Genomic DNA, 15,938 nt, shown 5'->3' on the forward strand with positions numbered 1-15,938 from the left:
TGCGGAACTGTCAGTCGAGGTAGTCGCGCAGCACCTGCGACCGGCTCGGGTGCCGCAGCTTCGACATGGTCTTCGACTCGATCTGTCGGATGCGCTCACGCGTGACCCCGTAGACCTGGCCGATCTCGTCGAGCGTGCGCGGCTGGCCGTCGGTGAGGCCGAAACGCAGTCGCACGACACCCGCCTCGCGCTCGGAGAGAGTCTCGAGAACCGACTGGAGCTGGTCCTGCAGGAGGGTGAACGACACCGCGTCGACTGCGACGACGGCCTCGGAGTCCTCGATGAAGTCGCCGAGCTGGCTGTCGCCCTCGTCGCCGATGGTCTGGTCGAGGGAGATCGGCTCGCGAGCGTACTGCTGGATCTCCAGCACCTTCTCGGGCGTGATGTCCATCTCCTTGGCGAGTTCCTCGGGAGTGGGCTCACGACCCAGGTCCTGCAGGAGCTCACGCTGGATGCGTCCGAGCTTGTTGATGACCTCGACCATGTGCACCGGGATACGAATGGTGCGGGCCTGGTCCGCCATGGCGCGGGTGATGGCCTGACGGATCCACCACGTCGCGTACGTCGAGAACTTGTAGCCCTTGGTGTAGTCGAACTTCTCCACCGCGCGGATCAGACCGAGGTTGCCCTCCTGGATGAGGTCCAGGAACGCCATGCCGCGGCCCGTGTAGCGCTTGGCCAGTGAGACCACGAGGCGCAGGTTGGCCTCGAGCAGGTGGTTCTTCGCCCGGTTGCCGTCGCGGCAGATCCAGGTCATGTCGCGGCGCTGGGCCACGGGGAGCTTCTCGCCCTTCTCGGCGGACTCGGCCATGAGCTGGACGGCGTAGAGACCGGCCTCGATGCGCTTGGCGAGCTCGACCTCCTCCTCGGCGTTGAGGAGGGCGACCTTGCCGATCTGCTTGAGGTAGGCGCGGACGGAGTCGGCGGAGGCGGTGAGTTCGGCGTCCTTGCGGGCCTGTCGCAGCGCCTCGGACTCCTCCTCGTCCCACACGAAGTCGCCCGACGCCTTGTCCTCCGGCGTGGGTTCGGTGGTCGCGTCGTCCTCGACCTCGTCGCCGACGGCGACGACCTCGACGACGTCCGACTCGGCTGCGAGCTCGCCCTCGGGAACGTCGATGTCCTCGATGTCCGCGGTGGGCTCGTCGGCGTCGTCGCCGGTCGCAGGAGACGTCGCCTTCTTCGCTGCGGTCTTCTTCGCTGCGGCCTTGCGCGGCGCGGCCTTCTTGGCTGCTGCCTTGCGCGGGGCCGCCTTCTTGGCCGGGGCCTTCGCGGGTGCGGTTCCGACGGCGCCGGGTGCGGTGCCGTCGGCCGACGCGGTGTCGACGGCCGGAGTGCTGTCGACTGCCGGCGCGGTGTCCGCGGTCTGACGAATATCGATGGCTGCCACGTACGCCCTTTCGTGACGGTGTCGTGCGGCGTCACGCCAGAGTGATGATCCGGCGGAGAGGTCTGTGGATTTCCCGGCGTGAAACCGGGGCGTGGACCATTGTAACGACCGCCGCGAGTGCACAGCACCAACGCGCGGGAGGACGCCGAGGTTCCCGGCTCACCGGCAGTGGGGTGTGAGTCACATCGCGCATCGGCGAGCCGACGCGGCGCAGGTCAGAGGGGCGCGTGGTCGCCCTCGACGAGAATCAGGGCGCCACACCGGACTGTGCGGCGAGGGCCGCGCCGACGATTCCGGCGGCGTTGCGCAGCGTCGCGGGCTGCACCGGGGTGCGGTTGGTGAGCAGGGGGATCCACTTCTCGGCTTTGCGGCTGATGCCGCCGCCGGCGATGAAGAGGTCCGGCCAGAACAGATCCTCGATGCGCTCGAGCACGCGCGAGACCTCTTTGGCCCACGCCTTGTACGACAGTCCGTTGTCGTCCTTGACCGACGACGCGGCGCGGTGCTCGGCCTCCTTGCCGTCCACCTCCATGTGCCCGAGCTCCGTGTTGGGCAGGAGGACACCGTTCTGCAGGATCGCGGATCCGATGCCGGTGCCGAAGGTCAGCAGGATGACCACACCCTTGGAGTCCTTGCCGCCGCCGAACTTGTCCTCCGCGATACCCGCGGCGTCGGCGTCGTTGAGCACGGTCACCGAACGACCCCCGAGATGGTCGCGGAACAGCGCGCCGGCGTCGGTCCCGATCCAGCCCTTGTCGACGTTCGCGGCGGTTCGCGCCACGCCACCGGTGACGACGCAGGGGAGGGTGATGCCCACGTCCCCGGTCCACTCGAAGTGGTCGACGATGGCCGCGACCGTCTCGGCCACGGCCGTGGGAGTCGACGGTTGCGGGGTCTCGATCTTGTAGCGCTCGCCGATCAGTTCGCCGGTGGCGAGATCGACCACGCCACCCTTGACGCCACTGCCACCGACGTCGACACCGAAGCCTCGGCCCTCGGGGTGCGAGCCCGTCTTCCCGGCGATGGAGACCGGGCCGGGTTCGGTGTGGTCGTTCGTCATGACAGAACCTCCTGGTGGCGTACGCACGCGTCGGCGACCGGCGCGTTCGTGCGAGATCTGGTGCGCGCACGTCACCCTAGTTGCTGGCGGCGTTCCCGGTCGCGCGGCACCGCGGCGGGTGGCGCGCCGTACCGTTCCGCCGCCCGATGTGTTCGGATTACCGGGTGACTCCTCATGACGATCTGCCGCAGGACGACTCGACGAGCGCCCTCGACCCGGAGATGTTGCGCCGCATCGCCGTCGACGTCGCACGTGAGGCGGGACGCCACGTACGTCGGCGTCGGCCGGAGGTGTTCGGCGCGGGCGGTGCGGCGGTGGACGCCGTCCGGTCGAAGTCGACGCCCACCGATCCGGTGACGGTGGTCGACACCGAGACCGAACACGTCATCCGGGACCTGTTGAGCCGGCTGCGTCCCGACGACGCGGTACTGGGCGAGGAGGGCGGCGGGGAGGACATCGCCCCGTCCGGTGTCCGGTGGGTCCTCGATCCGATCGACGGCACCGTGAACTTCCTCTACGGCATCCCGGCCTACTCGGTCTCCGTGGCCGCGCAGATCGACGGTGCGTCGGTGGCGGGCGCCGTGGAGGACGTGGTGGGGGATCGCACGTACGCGGCGTCGCTCGGCGGCGGCGCGTGGTGCTCGGACGCGGGCGGAGACTGGGTGCGCCTGCGAGTCAACGACATCGACGACGTGGCACTCACGTTGGTGGCCACGGGATTCGGTTACGACGCGGCGCGCCGCCGCCGTCAGGGCGCGCTGATCGCGGCTCTGCTCCCCGAGGTGCGGGACGTTCGTCGCATCGGCTCGGCGGCACTGGATCTGTGCATGGTGGCGGCGGGGCGCGTCGACGCCCACTTCGAGCACGGGCTCAGCCCGTGGGACTGGGCGGCGGGCGCTCTGGTCGCGGCGGAGGCGGGTGCGCGGGTGATCACTCCGTCGCCGCACTCCCGCAGCGACGACGGCGAGGTGACGATCGCCGTGGCGGAAGGTGTGGCGGACGGGTTCCTGTCCGTACTCGACCGTCTCGGTGGCGTCGCCGCCATCGCCAAGGCCTGACCCGCGTCAGCAGTTGACGCGATGCGCGGCGGCGAGCAGATCGACGTCGAGGTTCGGTGCCGCGGCGCCCGGAGCGACGTCCGCGAGCGAGCGGATGACCTCCTCACCGTCGGTGTTCGGTTCCAGCGCACGGAAGTTGGTGCCCAGCGCGAGATCCACGGTGTCGTCCTCGCGGGTGTCCTGAACGAACTCGGCGCACGGCGCGACCAGTGCGACGGTGCCCGCGGCGGCCACGCCGGCCGCGCCGAACCGGATCTGAGCTATGCACTGCATGTTCTGGTCGACGTAGACCGGGTCGTTGCCCACCTGCACGTCCGGTGCGCTGGCGAAGCCGAAATCGCTGAGATCGGCGGCGATCTCGGCGGCCTGGCCGCCCTGTCCGTTCGCGTTGAACACGCGCACGCGGGTGGCGGACAACGGGGCGGGCTGGGTGTCCGTGACCACCGAGGCGTCCACGACGCTGCCGGGCTCGGCGGCCGCGGGGGCGGCGGGATCGGAGGCCGGCTGGGGGGCGTTGCAGGCGACGGCGTCCGTGCCGGTCTCGGTCGTGGTCAGGATGTTCACCCACACGGCCGCACCGGCGAGGGCGAGCACGACGAGCACCACGAGGATCGGGAAGGCCCGACGCCGCGCGTACGGCCGCCCCTTGTCGTCGGTCGAGGAGCCGTGAGTGATGAGTGAGACCACGGGAGCGTGCCCTTCTGCTGATACGTGTCGCGCTGTCGTGTCACGGGCGGTGACTCGCTCACTGTAGTGGGCCGCGCCGGCATGTGATGCGCGACGCACGGCGGGTGGGAACGTCTGCACGGTCGACGGCGTTGGGCGGGGTGAACAGGGGAGATGCGGTTCCTGCGGGAGCCGTTCGCGCCACGACACACCGCGCTGGGCAGGGTGTTTTCCACACCGGCTCGTCGTCGGCTATTGTCTGGCGGCCCGGCGGATCGAACTCACGGCCGGTCGGGCTCCTCGGGCCTGCACGCCCGCAGCAAGAGAATGTTTCCCGTCACGGGGATTCGGGCACAGTCGGCTCACCCGCACGCCGGCCGTCATCCGTCAGGACGACGGCTGCGAATAGGTGAGCGAGAAGGACGGAGATCCTCCCGGCGGAAGTCGGGAAGAAGTCCGACCGGATCGATGTTCTGCCACGAACAGCAGACGAGGAACACGAACGACCTGCATCGGGATCCGAGGGTGTGAGTCCGACAGAGGACGAGTTCGTCGAACAAGAAGCGGTCGACGTCTTGAACATCCCCCATGAAGGCGATCGAAGGAGACCGGGCACACCCGGTCTCAGCAGGAAGGTAAGGGGAACAACATGGCCACCGATTACGACGCACCACGCCGTACCGAGTCCGACGACGTGTCGGAGGACTCCCTCGAAGAACTGAAGGCACGCCGCAACGAGGCGCAGTCCGCCGTCGTCGACATCGACGAGACGGACACCGCGGAGTCCTTCGAACTGCCGGGCGCAGACCTGTCCGGTGAGGAACTGTCCGTGCGTGTCGTGCCCAAGCAGGCCGACGAGTTCACGTGCTCGAGCTGCTTCCTGGTGCATCACCGCTCGCGGCTGTCGTCCGACAACGGCGGCGTTCTGGTCTGCCGCGACTGCGCGGCCTGACCGAGGAGACCTCCGTCAGGAGGTCGGTGGCTGCGGAGTCAGAGCCGCAGCCACTGCATCCGGGTTCCGGGTGCTCACCAACCAGTACGGTGTCGGGTCGTTCTCGTCGTCGAGGACGACCAACACCATCGGCTTGACCCACGAACGATGCTGAACGAAGGCGGAGGGGTCGAGCTGGCGTCCGAGGGCGGCACTCTTCGCCGTCCCCGGCACCACCGCCACCCGATCGATCACCGATGCGGGGAGCCGAGCCTTGCCGGCGTGCAGCATGCGCTCGCCGTTCTGCTCCGTCACCTCGACGCGCATCCGGCCCAGGTACGTGACTACCCAGATCGCGAACGGCACCAGCACCACGTACGGCAGCCAGGCCATCACGCCGGGTGATCCCATGTGCACCTCGGCCGAGAGGATCGCCGCGACGCCGATCGCGGCCACCCAGTACCAGACGGGTACGCGGAGCCGTTCGCTGTAGACGACCGTCTCACCCCCGCCGTCGTGTGCCGTCCCGGACGTCCGGGTTGCGTGATCTGCTGAGGTCTCTCTCGAAGCTGCGTCGGACACGTCTCCAGAGTAGAGGGTCGGACGGGCGGGAGGTCGACGGTGCATCTGCGAGTAATCTCGACCGATGTGAGCGATCTGACGGCCGAGACGGCGACACGCACGACCCGCGGAGACCAGGGATCGGCACCGGCCGTCGAGACGGTGGCCGTCAGACGACTCGATCCGGACATCCCGCTGCCCGTCCGTGCACACGCCGGTGACGCGGGTGTGGACCTGTGTTCCACCGTCGACGTCGTCATCGAACCCGGTGAGCGTGCCATGGTCGGTACGGGCATCGCCGTGGCGCTGCCGGTCGGCACCGTCGGCCTGATCCACCCCCGGTCCGGCCTCGCCGCGCGAGCGGGATTGTCGGTGGTCAACACGCCGGGAACGGTCGATGCCGGTTATCGCGGCGAGATCAAGGTCTGCCTCATCAACCACGATCCACGCACCCCCATCGAACTGCGGCGCGGGGACCGCATCGCCCAGCTGCTGGTGCAGCGGGTCGAACTGCCCGACTTCGTCGAGGTGGCGGAGCTGGACGACACCACCCGTGGTGTCGGCGGCTACGGCTCCAGCGGCGGACACGCGGTTCTCGATGCCGTCACCGCCAGCGAGAAGGAGAACTGAGCATGTTCGGACGCAAGAAGAAGGGGCGCGACGACGTCGACGCCACCGATCTCGACTCCGCACAGGACGTCGAGGTCGAGGAGGTGGACGAGGTCGACGAGGTGGACGGTACGGCGGACGACACCACCGGGCCGTGGTCGATCGACGACCTGGACGGCGACCGCGAGAGCATCGCGGAGGGACGGCTCGATCTGGGATCCGTGCTGTTGATGCTTCCGGCCGGCGGACAGCTGCAGGTCGAGATGACGCAGGCCGGCGCACCCCAGGCCGTCCACATCGTCACTCCGAACGGGCGCATCACCGTGGCGGCCTTCGCCGCTCCGAAGTCGCCCGGTCAGTGGCGTGACGTCGCCGCCGAGTTGGCCGACACGCTGCGCCGCGACAACGCTCGGGTGGCCACCGAGACCGGCCCGTGGGGCCGTGAGGTGGTGGGCTCCGCGGCCGGCGGGGATCTGCGTTTCATCGGCGTCGACGGGTACCGCTGGATGATCCGCGGCGTGGCGAGCGGACCGGCAGGCAGTGTCGAGGCCGGATCGCCGCTGGTCGAGCAGGCGCGTGCCGTCGTGGCGGCGACCGTGGTCGATCGCGGCTCGGATCCGCACCCGGTGCGGACGCCGTTGCCCATCAGTCTGCCGCCGACACTCGCTCAGCAACTCGCGGCCGCGCAGCAACAGCAGATGGCGGCCGCACAGGCGCAGGCACAGGCGGCGGTGCAGCAGCAGGTGCCCCAGCAGCAGGTACCTCAGCAGCAGGCCCCCGACGTGGACGCCGCTGCCGAGGCGCAACGTCGGCGCGGGCCCTCCGGTTCGGCGATGCAGCAGCTCGACTGAGTTCTCGGCGAGAGCAGCTCGACTAGGACCCGCCCGTCGCACGCCGGAACGCGGTGACGCCCAGCCTGCCGAGCTCGCCCGGGGACGCGGCGAGGACGTCGAGCGCGAAGGTGTCGAGGTGCGCCGTGGGAAGAGCCGCGCACCAGTCCTGCGCGACGCCGAGCGGATGCACCGGGTCGTCGATCGCTGCCACCACGCCGACCGGCACCGCGAGGGATCGCAGGTCGTCGAGGGTGGGTGCCACGTACCGGGCGGCGTCGTCCAGCGCCGTCGGCAGCTGCGGCCACTGTGCTCGCCACGACCGCGTCAGCGCCTCGGCGAGCCACCGCGGACTCGACTGCGCCATCGCCGCCACCGACGCATCGAGGCCGTGGGCCCGCAGCGTCGCCGCCGTCGCGGCGGCACCGACCGCAGCGGGGGAGTCGCCCGGAGATCCGGTCCACGCCGGCATCGCGAGGACGGCGCCCTGCGCGGCGCCCCGACGGTCGAGCGCCCACCGCGCCGCGACCGCCGCGCCGAGTGAGACACCGCCCACGATCAGGTTCCCTCGAACGGCGCCTCGTACGTGGTCGAGCGCCCGCACGTAGCCCCCGACGACGTCGGCGGGTTCGGGCTCGATCACCCGCAGTGACCAGCCGAGATCCGCGACGGCATCACCGAAGGCCCCCTCGACGAACGACGCGTCGGAGCCGGTGCCGGGCAGCAGTACGACGGTGGTTGTCTCCATGGTGTCCGCATCTTCTCGTGGCGTTCACCGACCCGACCGGCCGGGTGTGGTGAGGCGTGCTCGGAAAGGTCTACAGTGGCGCTGACAGAAGCAGAACATCCGCCGCGGAAGGCCCGCGCGAACCGCTCCAGGAGCACTCATGGCACCCGCTGCCGCAGGATACTTCCGCCGCATGGCCCGGAAGTTGACCGAGGACATCGATCAACTCGATGCCGAGGAGTTGGAGTCGACGTCGAAGGCGTCCGGCGCCCAACGAGCATGCGATTGCACTCGCGGTGACGAGGTCACCATGGTCGGACGGCTCCGCAGCGTCGAGACGTGCAGCAAGGCCGCCAACGCCATCGTCGAGGCCGAGTTCTTCGACGGCACCGACACCATCTCGCTGATCTGGATCGGCCGACGCAAGATCGCCGGCATCGAGTCCGGCACGCAGTTGCTGGTCCGTGGTCGCGTGGGGGAGCGCGAGGGCCGCAAGGTCATCTACAACCCGTACTACGAGCTGCGCACCGAGGACTAGTTCTTCGGGAGCCGCATCGTCTGGCACCCTGAACTGCATGAGCGAGTCACCGAACAGTCAGCCCACCGAGGACGCGCCTCCCGAGACGATCCTGTCCCAGCTCGGTGGGGTCAGCGGACTGGTGTTCTCCACCCTGCCCGTGCTGGTCTTCGTTCCGGTCAACTCCCTCGCCGGTCTCACCGCGGCCATCTGGGCCGCCCTCGGTCTGGCCGTGGCGATCCTGGTGTGGCGCCTCGTGAAGCGGGATCCGATCCAACCGGCCGTGTCGGGATTCTTCGGCGTGGCTGTGTGCGCGTTCATCGCCTACCGCACCGGAGACGCCAAGGGCTACTTCCTGTTCGGGATCTACACCTCGCTCGCGTACGGCGGGGTGTTCCTCGTCTCGATCCTCGCTCGTCGGCCGCTCGTCGGCATCGTGTGGGGCTACCTCAACGGCACCGGCAAGGCCTGGCGCGAGCATCGGGCCGCCGTCCGCGCGTACGACATCGCGACGTTCGCCTGGGTTCTCGTGTTCGTCGCGCGGTACGTCGTGCAATCGCAGCTCTACGACTCCGACCAGACCGGGTGGCTCGCGGTCGCCCGCATCGCGATGGGCTGGCCGCTCGCGGCGGTCGCGTTCGCCGTCACGTTCTGGGCCGTGCGACGGGCCGACGCTGTCGTGGCCGCAGCGACGCACCGGGAGAGCGAGACCACCGAGGTCGTGGACGCGGACCGCATCGAGCCCTGACGGCTGTCAGTCGGTCCTGTCGGTCAACGCTGGGAGAGTCCCAGCACCTCGCGGAGTTCGTCCTCGACGTCGACGGTGGTGACGAACAGCAGTTCGTCGCCGCCCTCGAGCGGGTCGTCCTTCTCCGGGACGATGACGCGGCCACCGCGCAGGATGGTGACCAGCGCGACGTCGCGAGGAAGCGTGATGCGGCGCACCGGCTTGCCCGCCAGCGGTGTGTTCGCCGGCAACGTGATCTCCACGAGGTTCGCCTTGCCCTGCCGCAACGTCATCAGGCGCACCAGATCTCCCACCGAGACCGCCTCCTCGACGAGCGAGGCCAGCATGCGCGGTGTCGACACGGCGACGTCGACTCCCCACGACGCGTCGAAGAGCCACTCGTTGCGCGGGTCGTTGACGCGGGCGACCACTCGGTCGACGCCGAACTCGGTCTTCGCCAGCAGGCTCAGGACCAGGTTGGCCTTGTCGTCGCCCGTGGCGGCGATGACCACGTCGTACGACTCGATGCCGGCGCCCTCGAGGGTGGCGAGCTCGCAGGCGTCCGCGTGGATCCACTCGGCCGCCTCGACCGATGCCGGGTCGACGTGGTCGGCCTTGCGTTCGATCAGCAGGACGTGATGGTCGGACCTGAGGAGCTCGCGGGCGATCGAACGGCCCACGGCTCCCGCTCCGGCGATGGCGACTCTCATGACGGATCCTTCGGTGACAGGTCTGGTGCGGGGACGGACACGAGGTGAGGCAGGAGCCGTCAGTCCTCGGGCGGAGGGTTGCTCGCGAGCGCCACGGCCTCGGCGACCATGCCGTCGACCGCCGCGATCCACACCTCGTCGTCGGCCTGGATCACCGTCTTTCGGTCGGGCAGGAGTCCGGCACCGAAGCGGATGATGAAGGCCACTCGGGACTTGGTCGCACTCTCGAGCGCGGTCACGCCCTTGCCCACCCATCCCTCGCCGATGTCGAGGCGGGCCACCGCGACGCTGCCCGACGGATCGCGCCACTTGGTGAGCTCGTTGTCGTGGATCAGCGTGTGCAGGAATCGATCCGTCGTCCACGGCACCGTGGCCACCGTGGGGATGCCGAGGCGTTCGTACACCGCGGCGCGCTTGGCGTCGTAGATGCGCGCGACGACGCGCTCGACACCGAACGTCTCGCGGGCGACACGCGCGGAGATGATGTTGGAGTTGTCGCCCGAGGACACCGCGGCCAGTGCGTCGGCCTTCTCGATGCCCGCCTCGACGAGCACGTCCCGGTCGAACCCCATGCCGATCACCTGACGTCCGGTGAAGTTGGGACCGAGCCGGTGGAACGCGGTGGGATCGCGGTCGATGACCGCGACCTCGTGGCCGATGCGGGTGAGTGCACCCGCGAGGGCGGAGCCGACGCGGCCACACCCCATGACGACTACGTACAACAGACGCTCCGTTCGGGAGTCGAGAGGACGGTGCCCAGGTGATTGCTGCCGGGAGGGACTTCGCGCAACGCTATCGGTCACCCTGCCCCACGGTCGAGCCCGGTACGGCCTACGCTCTGCGATGTGTCCAAGCTTTCGACGGCCACCAAGAGGCTGCTGCTGGGTAGGCCGTTCCGTAGCGACACGCTCGGACACACGCTCCTGCCCAAACGCATCGCCCTCCCGGTGTTCGCGTCCGATGCCATGTCGTCCGTCGCCTACGCGCCCGAAGAGATCTTTCTGGTGCTGTCGGTCGCCGGGATCTCGGCGTACTCGTTCTCCATCTGGATCGGTCTCGCCGTCGCCGTCGTCATGGCGGTGGTCGTGGCGAGCTACCGCCAGAACGTGCACGCCTACCCGTCCGGCGGTGGCGACTACGAGGTGGCCACCACCAACCTGGGACCGACCGCGGGCCTGACCGTCGGCAGCGCCCTCCTCGTCGACTACGTGCTCACGGTCGCCGTGTCCATCTCGGCCGCCGCCTCCAACATCGGATCGGCCCTGCCGTTCGTCGCGGAGCACAAGGTGCTGTTCGCGGTCGCCGCCATCGTGCTCATCACCTCGATCAACCTGCGCGGCGTCCGCGAGTCCGGTACCGCGTTCGCGATCCCCACCTACGCCTTCATGGTGGGCATGGTCGTCATGCTCGTGTGGGGCCTGGTGCAGGTGTACGTCCTCGGCGACGACGTGTCGGCCGAGTCGTCGAACTTCGAGCTGCAGGCGGAGGACAGTCACCTCTACGGCATCGCGTTCGCGTTCCTGCTGGCGCGCGCGTTCTCCTCCGGGTGTGCGGCGCTGACGGGTGTCGAGGCCATCTCCAACGGCGTGCCCGCCTTCCGCAAGCCGAAGTCGCGCAACGCCGCCACGACGCTCCTGCTGCTCGGCTCGATCGGCATCACGTTGCTGCTCGGCATCATCCTGCTGGCGGAGAAGATCGGTGTGAAGTACGCGGCGGACCCCGCGACCCAGCTCGTCGGGGCTCCCGAGAACTACCAGCAGAAGACGCTCATCGCGCAGTTGGCCGAGGCCGTCTTCCGGCACTTCACGCCCGGCTTCTACTTCATCACCATCGTGACGGCGCTGATCCTGGTGCTGGCTGCCAACACCGCCTTCAACGGGTTCCCCGTACTCGGGTCGATCCTGGCCCAGGACCGCTTCCTGCCCCGCCAGTTCCACACCCGCGGCGACCGGCTCGCGTTCAGCAACGGCATCCTGTTCCTCTCGGCCGCCGCCATCTTCTTCGTCGTCATGTTCGGCGCCGAGGTGACCAAGCTGATCCAGCTCTACATCGTCGGAGTGTTCGTCTCGTTCACGCTCAGTCAGACCGGCATGGTGCGGCACTGGACGCGGTTGCTGCGGACCGAGACCGACCCCGCGCAGCGCCGGTCGATGATGCGGTCGCGTGTCGTCAACGGCATCGGCCTGGCCATGACGGGCGCCGTCCTGGTGATCGTCCTGCTGACCAAGTTCCTCGCGGGCGCCTGGATCGCGATCATCGCGATGCTCGCGATCTTCGGACTGATGAAGCTGATCCGCAAGCACTACGACTCGGTGGCCACCGAGCTCGCCGACGTCGAGTGGGACGGTGTGCTGCCCAGCCGCACGCACTCCATCGTGCTCGTGTCCAAGCTGCACAGCCCGACGCTGCGCGCCCTCGCCTACGCCCGTGCGACCAGGCCGGACACCCTCGAGGCGATCACGGTCAACGTCGACGAGGCGGACACGCGCACCCTGGTGCGCGAGTGGGAGAAGAGCGACCTCAGCGTCCCGCTCAAGGTGGTCGAGTCGCCCTACCGCGAGATCACCAAGCCCGTGCTCGACTACGTGCGCCGGGTCAAGCGGGACTCACCGCGCGACGTCGTCACCGTGTTCATCCCGGAGTACGTGGTGGGTCACTGGTGGGAGCAGGTGCTGCACAACCAGAGTGCGTTGCGACTGAAGAGTCGCCTGCTCTTCCAGCCCGGCGTCATGGTCACCAGCGTGCCCTGGCAGCTCAACTCGTCCGAGCGGGCGAAGCGCGAGAGCCTCGAGAACGCACCGGGCTCGTCCCGTCGTGGTTACGAGCCCACCTCGGCCGAACGGCGATCCGAACGATGACCGACTCGTGGCTCGGCGCGGTCGTCGAGGTCCGCGTGGGCAAGCCGGGACACGGCGGCTTCTGCGTCGCACGGCACGAGGGACGCGTCATGTTCGTCCGGCACAGCCTTCCCGGCGAGCTGGTGACGGCGCGGGTCACCGAGGACACCGGCAAGTCCTTCTGCCGCGCGGACGCCGTCGAGATCCTGGAGGCCTCGCCCGACCGCATCGCGCCGCTGTGTCCCATCTCCGGCCCCGGTGGGTCGGGATGCTGCGACTTCTCCCACGCGACCGCCGAGGCCGGACGCCAGATCAAGGCGGCCGTCGTCGCCGAGCAGCTGAGCCGCGTCGGGGGTATCGAACGCACCGTCGAGGTGGAGTCGCTCGGTGATCAGACCGGCTGGCGGACGCGCATCCGGTTGGGTGTGGACGACGAGGGACGGCCCGGTTTCCACCGGCTCCGCAGCGCCGACATCGTGACGGATCTGGCCTGCCCGCAAGCGGTTCCGGGGATGTACGACGGGCTGGCCGCCCGGTCGTGGACGCCGGGCGCCGATCTCGCGGTGGCCGTGGACTCCGACGGGACCCGTCACATCGTGGAGATCGCTCCTGCCGTCGACCGTCGCATGCGCGCCGACACCGGTCGCCGCGGCGCCTCCTCGCGCCGCGCCGCGAAGTCCGGTGACCGCGCGCACCGGGTGCGCGAGGGCTCGGGTCGGGCCGTCGAGCGCGTCGGGTCGCGCGAGTGGACCGTGGATTCGTGGGGGTTCTGGCAGGCTCACCGGGCGGCTGCCACGCAGTACGCCGAGGTGGTCCGGGAGTGGTCCGGTGCTCGGCCCGGTGACACGGCCTGGGACCTCTACGCTGGTGCGGGCACCTTCGCGTCCGTCGTCGCCGAGGCGGTCGGACCGGGCGGCACCGTCGCAGCGGTCGAGTTCTCCCACCGGGCGGTGGTGGACGGGCGTGCGGCGGTGACGGACCTGCCGCAGCTGTCGATGCAGGCAGCGCCGGTCGAGCGCGCGATCGGATCCCTGCCGCCGCAGCCGTCCGTCGTCGTCCTCGACCCGCCACGATCCGGCGCCGGCAGGCAGGTGATCGCGGCGGTCGCCGGTGCGCACCCGGATCGTGTCGTGCACATCGGGTGCGACCCCGCGTCCTTCGCACGGGACGCGGGGCTCTACCTCTCGCACGGCTACCGCCTGGAGAATCTCCGTGCGTTCGACGCCTTCCCGATGACCAGCCACGTCGAGTGCATCGGATCGTTCGTCCGGGACTGACGCGTCACTTGGCGTTGTACAGGCGCATCGTGATCGGTCCGAACACCGCCAGCAGTCCGACGGACCAGATGCCGGTCCACATCAGCGCGTCCGTCTCGAGCACACCGTCGGCGAAGCCGCGCAGCGTCGTCACCAGATGCGACACCGGATTGACCGACACGAACGCCTGCAGCCACCCGGGCATCGTCGTCGGGTCGACGAAGATGTTGCTGGCGAAGGTCAGCGGGAACAGCACGAGCATGGACACGCTCATCACCGCGGTCTCGCTGCGCAGCATCAGCGCGAACATCGTCCACACCCACGAGACGCAGAACGAGAACGCCAGCAGCAACGCCACCGACGCCAGCACGCCGAGCACGCCGCCCGCCGGCCGGAAGCCCAGCGCGAGACCCAGCACGAGCACGATCGTCGAGGCGAGGGTGTAGCGGACCACGTCTCCGAGCAGGGCGCCGACCAACGGCGCCGGCCGCCAGATGGGCAGCGACCGGAACCGATCGAAGACGCCCTTCTCGATGTCTTTGTTCAAGGTCAGACCCGTGTACATCGTGATCATGACGACGGTCTGCACCAGGATGCCCGGCAGCAGGAACTGGATGTAGGCACTGGTCGAGCCCGCCAACGCGCCGCCGAACAAGAACGTGAACATCAGCGTGAACATGACCGGGAACATGGTCACGTCGAACAGCTGCTCGGGGACGTGCTTGATCTTCAGCAGTGCTCGCCACCCGAACGAGAGCGCCGCCGACATCGACGACGGTCGATCGGGACGGGGACCGGAGTCGCGGAGCAACTCGGCGATGCTCGGCTGCGCGGTGCCCGTCGCGGCGGTGGGGGAGTTGGTGGTGGTCATTCTCAGGACGCCTCCAGTTCTGTCGTTCGTCCGGTCAGTGCCAGGAACACCTCGTCCAGGCTGGGTTGCCCGAGGGCGTAGGTGGTGACGCCGATGCCGTCGTCCGACAGCGTCGCGAGTGCGCGGGCCACCAGGGCGGTGTCGTCGACCAGCGCGGTGACGGCGAAGGGATCGGACTCGAGAGTCACGTCGGTGTGCAGGGTCGCGCGCAGGACGTCGGCGGCGTCGTCTCGGCGCGACTGTTCCGCGACGCGGACGTGCAGCGACCCCGAGCCGACCGATGCCTTGAGCTGACCGGTGGTGCCCTCGGCGATCACGCGGCCCCGGTCGATGACTGCCACCCGGTCGGCCAACTGATCGGCCTCGTCGAGGTACTGCGTGGTGAGCAGGACCGTCGTGCCGCCGGCGACCAGGGAGCGCACGATCTCCCACACCTGGTTGCGGCTGCGGGGATCGAGACCCGTGGTCGGCTCGTCCAGGAACATCAGCTCCGGCGTGACCACCAGACTCGCCGCGATGTCGAGGCGGCGCCGCATACCGCCGGAGTACGCCTTGACCTGCTTGCCGCCGGCCTCCACCAGATCGAAGACGCCCAACAGCAGATCGGCACGCTCCCGCGACGCCGGGCGCGAGAACCCGTACAGCCGCGAGAGGAGCACCAGGTTCTCCACTCCGGTCAGGTCCTCGTCCAGCGAAGCGAACTGGCCCGTGAGCGCCACCTTCGACCGCACCGCGTCGGACTCCGTCGCCACGTCGTGGCCGAGCACGCGGGCCGACCCGCCGTCGATGCCGGTCAACGTCGCCAACATGCGCATCGTCGTGGTCTTGCCGGCCCCGTTCGGCCCCAGCACCCCGTAGACCCCGCCCCGCGGGACGGCGAGATCCACGCCGTCCACTGCCACTGTGTCCCCGAACCTCTTCACCAGACCGACCGCCTCGATCGCCAGGCCCCCGGCCTTCCCGTCCGTCGGCGGCCGGCCTCCGGCCTTCCCGTCCTCCAGCGGCCGGCCTCCGGCCTTCCCGTCATGTGTCGTCATGTGAGTGCTGACTCCTGATCCGCCACGATCTCATCGGTATGTCCGGATCGTCCGATCCGGTGCGACGAGCGTCCCGCAGTCTTTGCAGGTCCGCAACGGGTTTTTCGCCGGGGACGCCGGTCACCGATCCACTCACGCCCCGGTGACGAATGAT

At 69.3% G+C, this 15,938-nt stretch carries 17 protein-coding genes; 8 read left to right on the plus strand and 9 right to left on the minus strand.

Features of this window, described 5'->3' with window-relative positions:
* Positions 1-10 precede the first annotated feature (10 nt).
* Both J4E04_RS10115 and ppgK read right to left on the minus strand, forming a co-directional pair.
* Positions 11-1,387, minus strand: a complete 1,377-nt coding sequence (locus tag J4E04_RS10115) for an RNA polymerase sigma factor (protein WP_056444837.1) — start codon at positions 1,385-1,387, stop codon at positions 11-13.
* 247 nt (positions 1,388-1,634) lie between these two features.
* The gene (gene ppgK, locus J4E04_RS10120) at positions 1,635-2,447 is read right to left on the minus strand and encodes a polyphosphate--glucose phosphotransferase (RefSeq protein WP_081821182.1); all 813 of its coding nucleotides are present in this window, start codon (positions 2,445-2,447) and stop codon (positions 1,635-1,637) included.
* A 146-nt stretch (positions 2,448-2,593) separates the two neighbouring features.
* Between ppgK and J4E04_RS10125 the strand changes: the two genes are divergently transcribed.
* Entirely contained in the window at positions 2,594-3,505 is a 912-nt protein-coding gene (locus tag J4E04_RS10125; RefSeq protein ID WP_037185531.1) for an inositol monophosphatase family protein, read from the plus strand.
* A 6-nt stretch (positions 3,506-3,511) separates the two neighbouring features.
* On the opposite strand, the gene cei is transcribed toward J4E04_RS10125, so the two are convergent.
* Positions 3,512-4,192, minus strand: a complete 681-nt coding sequence (gene cei, locus J4E04_RS10130; protein ID WP_027505181.1) for an envelope integrity protein Cei — start codon at positions 4,190-4,192, stop codon at positions 3,512-3,514.
* Positions 4,193-4,820: 628 nt separating this feature from the next.
* Here cei and J4E04_RS10135 point away from each other — a divergent pair.
* Entirely contained in the window at positions 4,821-5,123 is a 303-nt protein-coding gene (locus J4E04_RS10135) for a DUF4193 domain-containing protein (RefSeq protein WP_027505182.1), read from the plus strand.
* Positions 5,124-5,138: 15 nt separating this feature from the next.
* On the opposite strand, the gene J4E04_RS10140 is transcribed toward J4E04_RS10135, so the two are convergent.
* Complete coding sequence (locus J4E04_RS10140) at positions 5,139-5,684, minus strand: DUF3093 domain-containing protein (RefSeq protein WP_268788562.1); 546 nt, start codon at positions 5,682-5,684, stop codon at positions 5,139-5,141.
* Positions 5,685-5,825: 141 nt separating this feature from the next.
* On the opposite strand from J4E04_RS10140, the gene dut reads away from it, so the two are divergent.
* Together dut and J4E04_RS10150 are read left to right on the plus strand one after the other, a co-directional pair.
* Positions 5,826-6,293, plus strand: coding sequence for a dUTP diphosphatase (dut, locus tag J4E04_RS10145; RefSeq protein WP_490150531.1), 468 nt, complete (start codon positions 5,826-5,828; stop codon positions 6,291-6,293).
* A 2-nt stretch (positions 6,294-6,295) separates the two neighbouring features.
* Positions 6,296-7,123 carry a DUF3710 domain-containing protein gene (locus tag J4E04_RS10150; RefSeq protein WP_490150430.1) on the plus strand — a complete coding sequence of 276 codons (828 nt, stop codon included), beginning with the start codon at positions 6,296-6,298 and terminating at the stop codon, positions 7,121-7,123.
* Positions 7,124-7,145: 22 nt separating this feature from the next.
* On the opposite strand, the gene J4E04_RS10155 is transcribed toward J4E04_RS10150, so the two are convergent.
* Positions 7,146-7,850: an alpha/beta fold hydrolase gene (locus J4E04_RS10155; protein WP_490150431.1), complete on the minus strand. Its 705-nt coding sequence runs from the start codon at positions 7,848-7,850 to the stop codon at positions 7,146-7,148.
* A gap of 139 nt (positions 7,851-7,989) precedes the next feature.
* On the opposite strand from J4E04_RS10155, the gene J4E04_RS10160 reads away from it, so the two are divergent.
* Together J4E04_RS10160 and J4E04_RS10165 are read left to right on the plus strand one after the other, a co-directional pair.
* On the plus strand, positions 7,990-8,367 hold the full coding sequence (locus tag J4E04_RS10160) for an OB-fold nucleic acid binding domain-containing protein (RefSeq protein WP_027505186.1): 378 nt from the start codon (positions 7,990-7,992) through the stop codon (positions 8,365-8,367).
* Between the two features lie 37 nt (positions 8,368-8,404).
* Positions 8,405-9,094, plus strand: coding sequence for a DUF3159 domain-containing protein (locus tag J4E04_RS10165; protein ID WP_051613201.1), 690 nt, complete (start codon positions 8,405-8,407; stop codon positions 9,092-9,094).
* Between the two features lie 23 nt (positions 9,095-9,117).
* On the opposite strand, the gene J4E04_RS10170 is transcribed toward J4E04_RS10165, so the two are convergent.
* Positions 9,118-9,783 (minus strand): potassium channel family protein, encoded by a 666-nt coding sequence (locus J4E04_RS10170; protein WP_027505188.1) that lies wholly within the window; start codon positions 9,781-9,783, stop codon positions 9,118-9,120.
* Positions 9,784-9,842: 59 nt separating this feature from the next.
* Positions 9,843-10,505 carry a potassium channel family protein gene (locus tag J4E04_RS10175; RefSeq protein WP_027505189.1) on the minus strand — a complete coding sequence of 221 codons (663 nt, stop codon included), beginning with the start codon at positions 10,503-10,505 and terminating at the stop codon, positions 9,843-9,845.
* Positions 10,506-10,628: 123 nt separating this feature from the next.
* On the opposite strand from J4E04_RS10175, the gene J4E04_RS10180 reads away from it, so the two are divergent.
* Together J4E04_RS10180 and J4E04_RS10185 are read left to right on the plus strand one after the other, a co-directional pair.
* The gene (locus tag J4E04_RS10180; RefSeq protein ID WP_027505190.1) at positions 10,629-12,641 is read left to right on the plus strand and encodes an APC family permease; all 2,013 of its coding nucleotides are present in this window, start codon (positions 10,629-10,631) and stop codon (positions 12,639-12,641) included.
* The gene (locus tag J4E04_RS10185; protein ID WP_490150432.1) at positions 12,638-13,897 is read left to right on the plus strand and encodes a class I SAM-dependent RNA methyltransferase; all 1,260 of its coding nucleotides are present in this window, start codon (positions 12,638-12,640) and stop codon (positions 13,895-13,897) included. The genes J4E04_RS10180 and J4E04_RS10185 overlap by 4 nt, the downstream gene beginning before the upstream one ends.
* 4 nt (positions 13,898-13,901) lie before the next feature.
* On the opposite strand, the gene J4E04_RS10190 is transcribed toward J4E04_RS10185, so the two are convergent.
* Positions 13,902-14,747 (minus strand): ABC transporter permease, encoded by an 846-nt coding sequence (locus tag J4E04_RS10190; RefSeq protein WP_222630970.1) that lies wholly within the window; start codon positions 14,745-14,747, stop codon positions 13,902-13,904.
* A gap of 2 nt (positions 14,748-14,749) precedes the next feature.
* Entirely contained in the window at positions 14,750-15,784 is a 1,035-nt protein-coding gene (locus tag J4E04_RS10195; protein ID WP_222637630.1) for an ATP-binding cassette domain-containing protein, read from the minus strand.
* Positions 15,785-15,938 lie beyond the last annotated feature (154 nt).

Source organism: Rhodococcus sp. NFXS4 (assembly GCF_058139645.1).

Excerpts from the sequence above, each read along its gene's own strand:
- ppgK (WP_081821182.1), bottom strand. The coding sequence starts at position 2,447 with ATGACGAACGACCACACCGAACCCGGCCCGGTCTCCATCGCCGGGAAG.
- J4E04_RS10125 (WP_037185531.1), top strand. The coding sequence starts at position 2,594 with ATGTGTTCGGATTACCGGGTGACTCCTCATGACGATCTGCCGCAGGAC.
- J4E04_RS10135 (WP_027505182.1), top strand. The coding sequence starts at position 4,821 with ATGGCCACCGATTACGACGCACCACGCCGTACCGAGTCCGACGACGTG.
- J4E04_RS10150 (WP_490150430.1), top strand. The coding sequence starts at position 6,296 with ATGTTCGGACGCAAGAAGAAGGGGCGCGACGACGTCGACGCCACCGAT.
- J4E04_RS10155 (WP_490150431.1), bottom strand. The coding sequence starts at position 7,850 with ATGGAGACAACCACCGTCGTACTGCTGCCCGGCACCGGCTCCGACGCG.
- J4E04_RS10160 (WP_027505186.1), top strand. The coding sequence starts at position 7,990 with ATGGCACCCGCTGCCGCAGGATACTTCCGCCGCATGGCCCGGAAGTTG.
- J4E04_RS10165 (WP_051613201.1), top strand. The coding sequence starts at position 8,405 with ATGAGCGAGTCACCGAACAGTCAGCCCACCGAGGACGCGCCTCCCGAG.
- J4E04_RS10170 (WP_027505188.1), bottom strand. The coding sequence starts at position 9,783 with ATGAGAGTCGCCATCGCCGGAGCGGGAGCCGTGGGCCGTTCGATCGCC.
- J4E04_RS10185 (WP_490150432.1), top strand. The coding sequence starts at position 12,638 with ATGACCGACTCGTGGCTCGGCGCGGTCGTCGAGGTCCGCGTGGGCAAG.
- J4E04_RS10190 (WP_222630970.1), bottom strand. The coding sequence starts at position 14,747 with ATGACCACCACCAACTCCCCCACCGCCGCGACGGGCACCGCGCAGCCG.
- J4E04_RS10195 (WP_222637630.1), bottom strand. The coding sequence starts at position 15,784 with ATGACGACACATGACGGGAAGGCCGGAGGCCGGCCGCTGGAGGACGGG.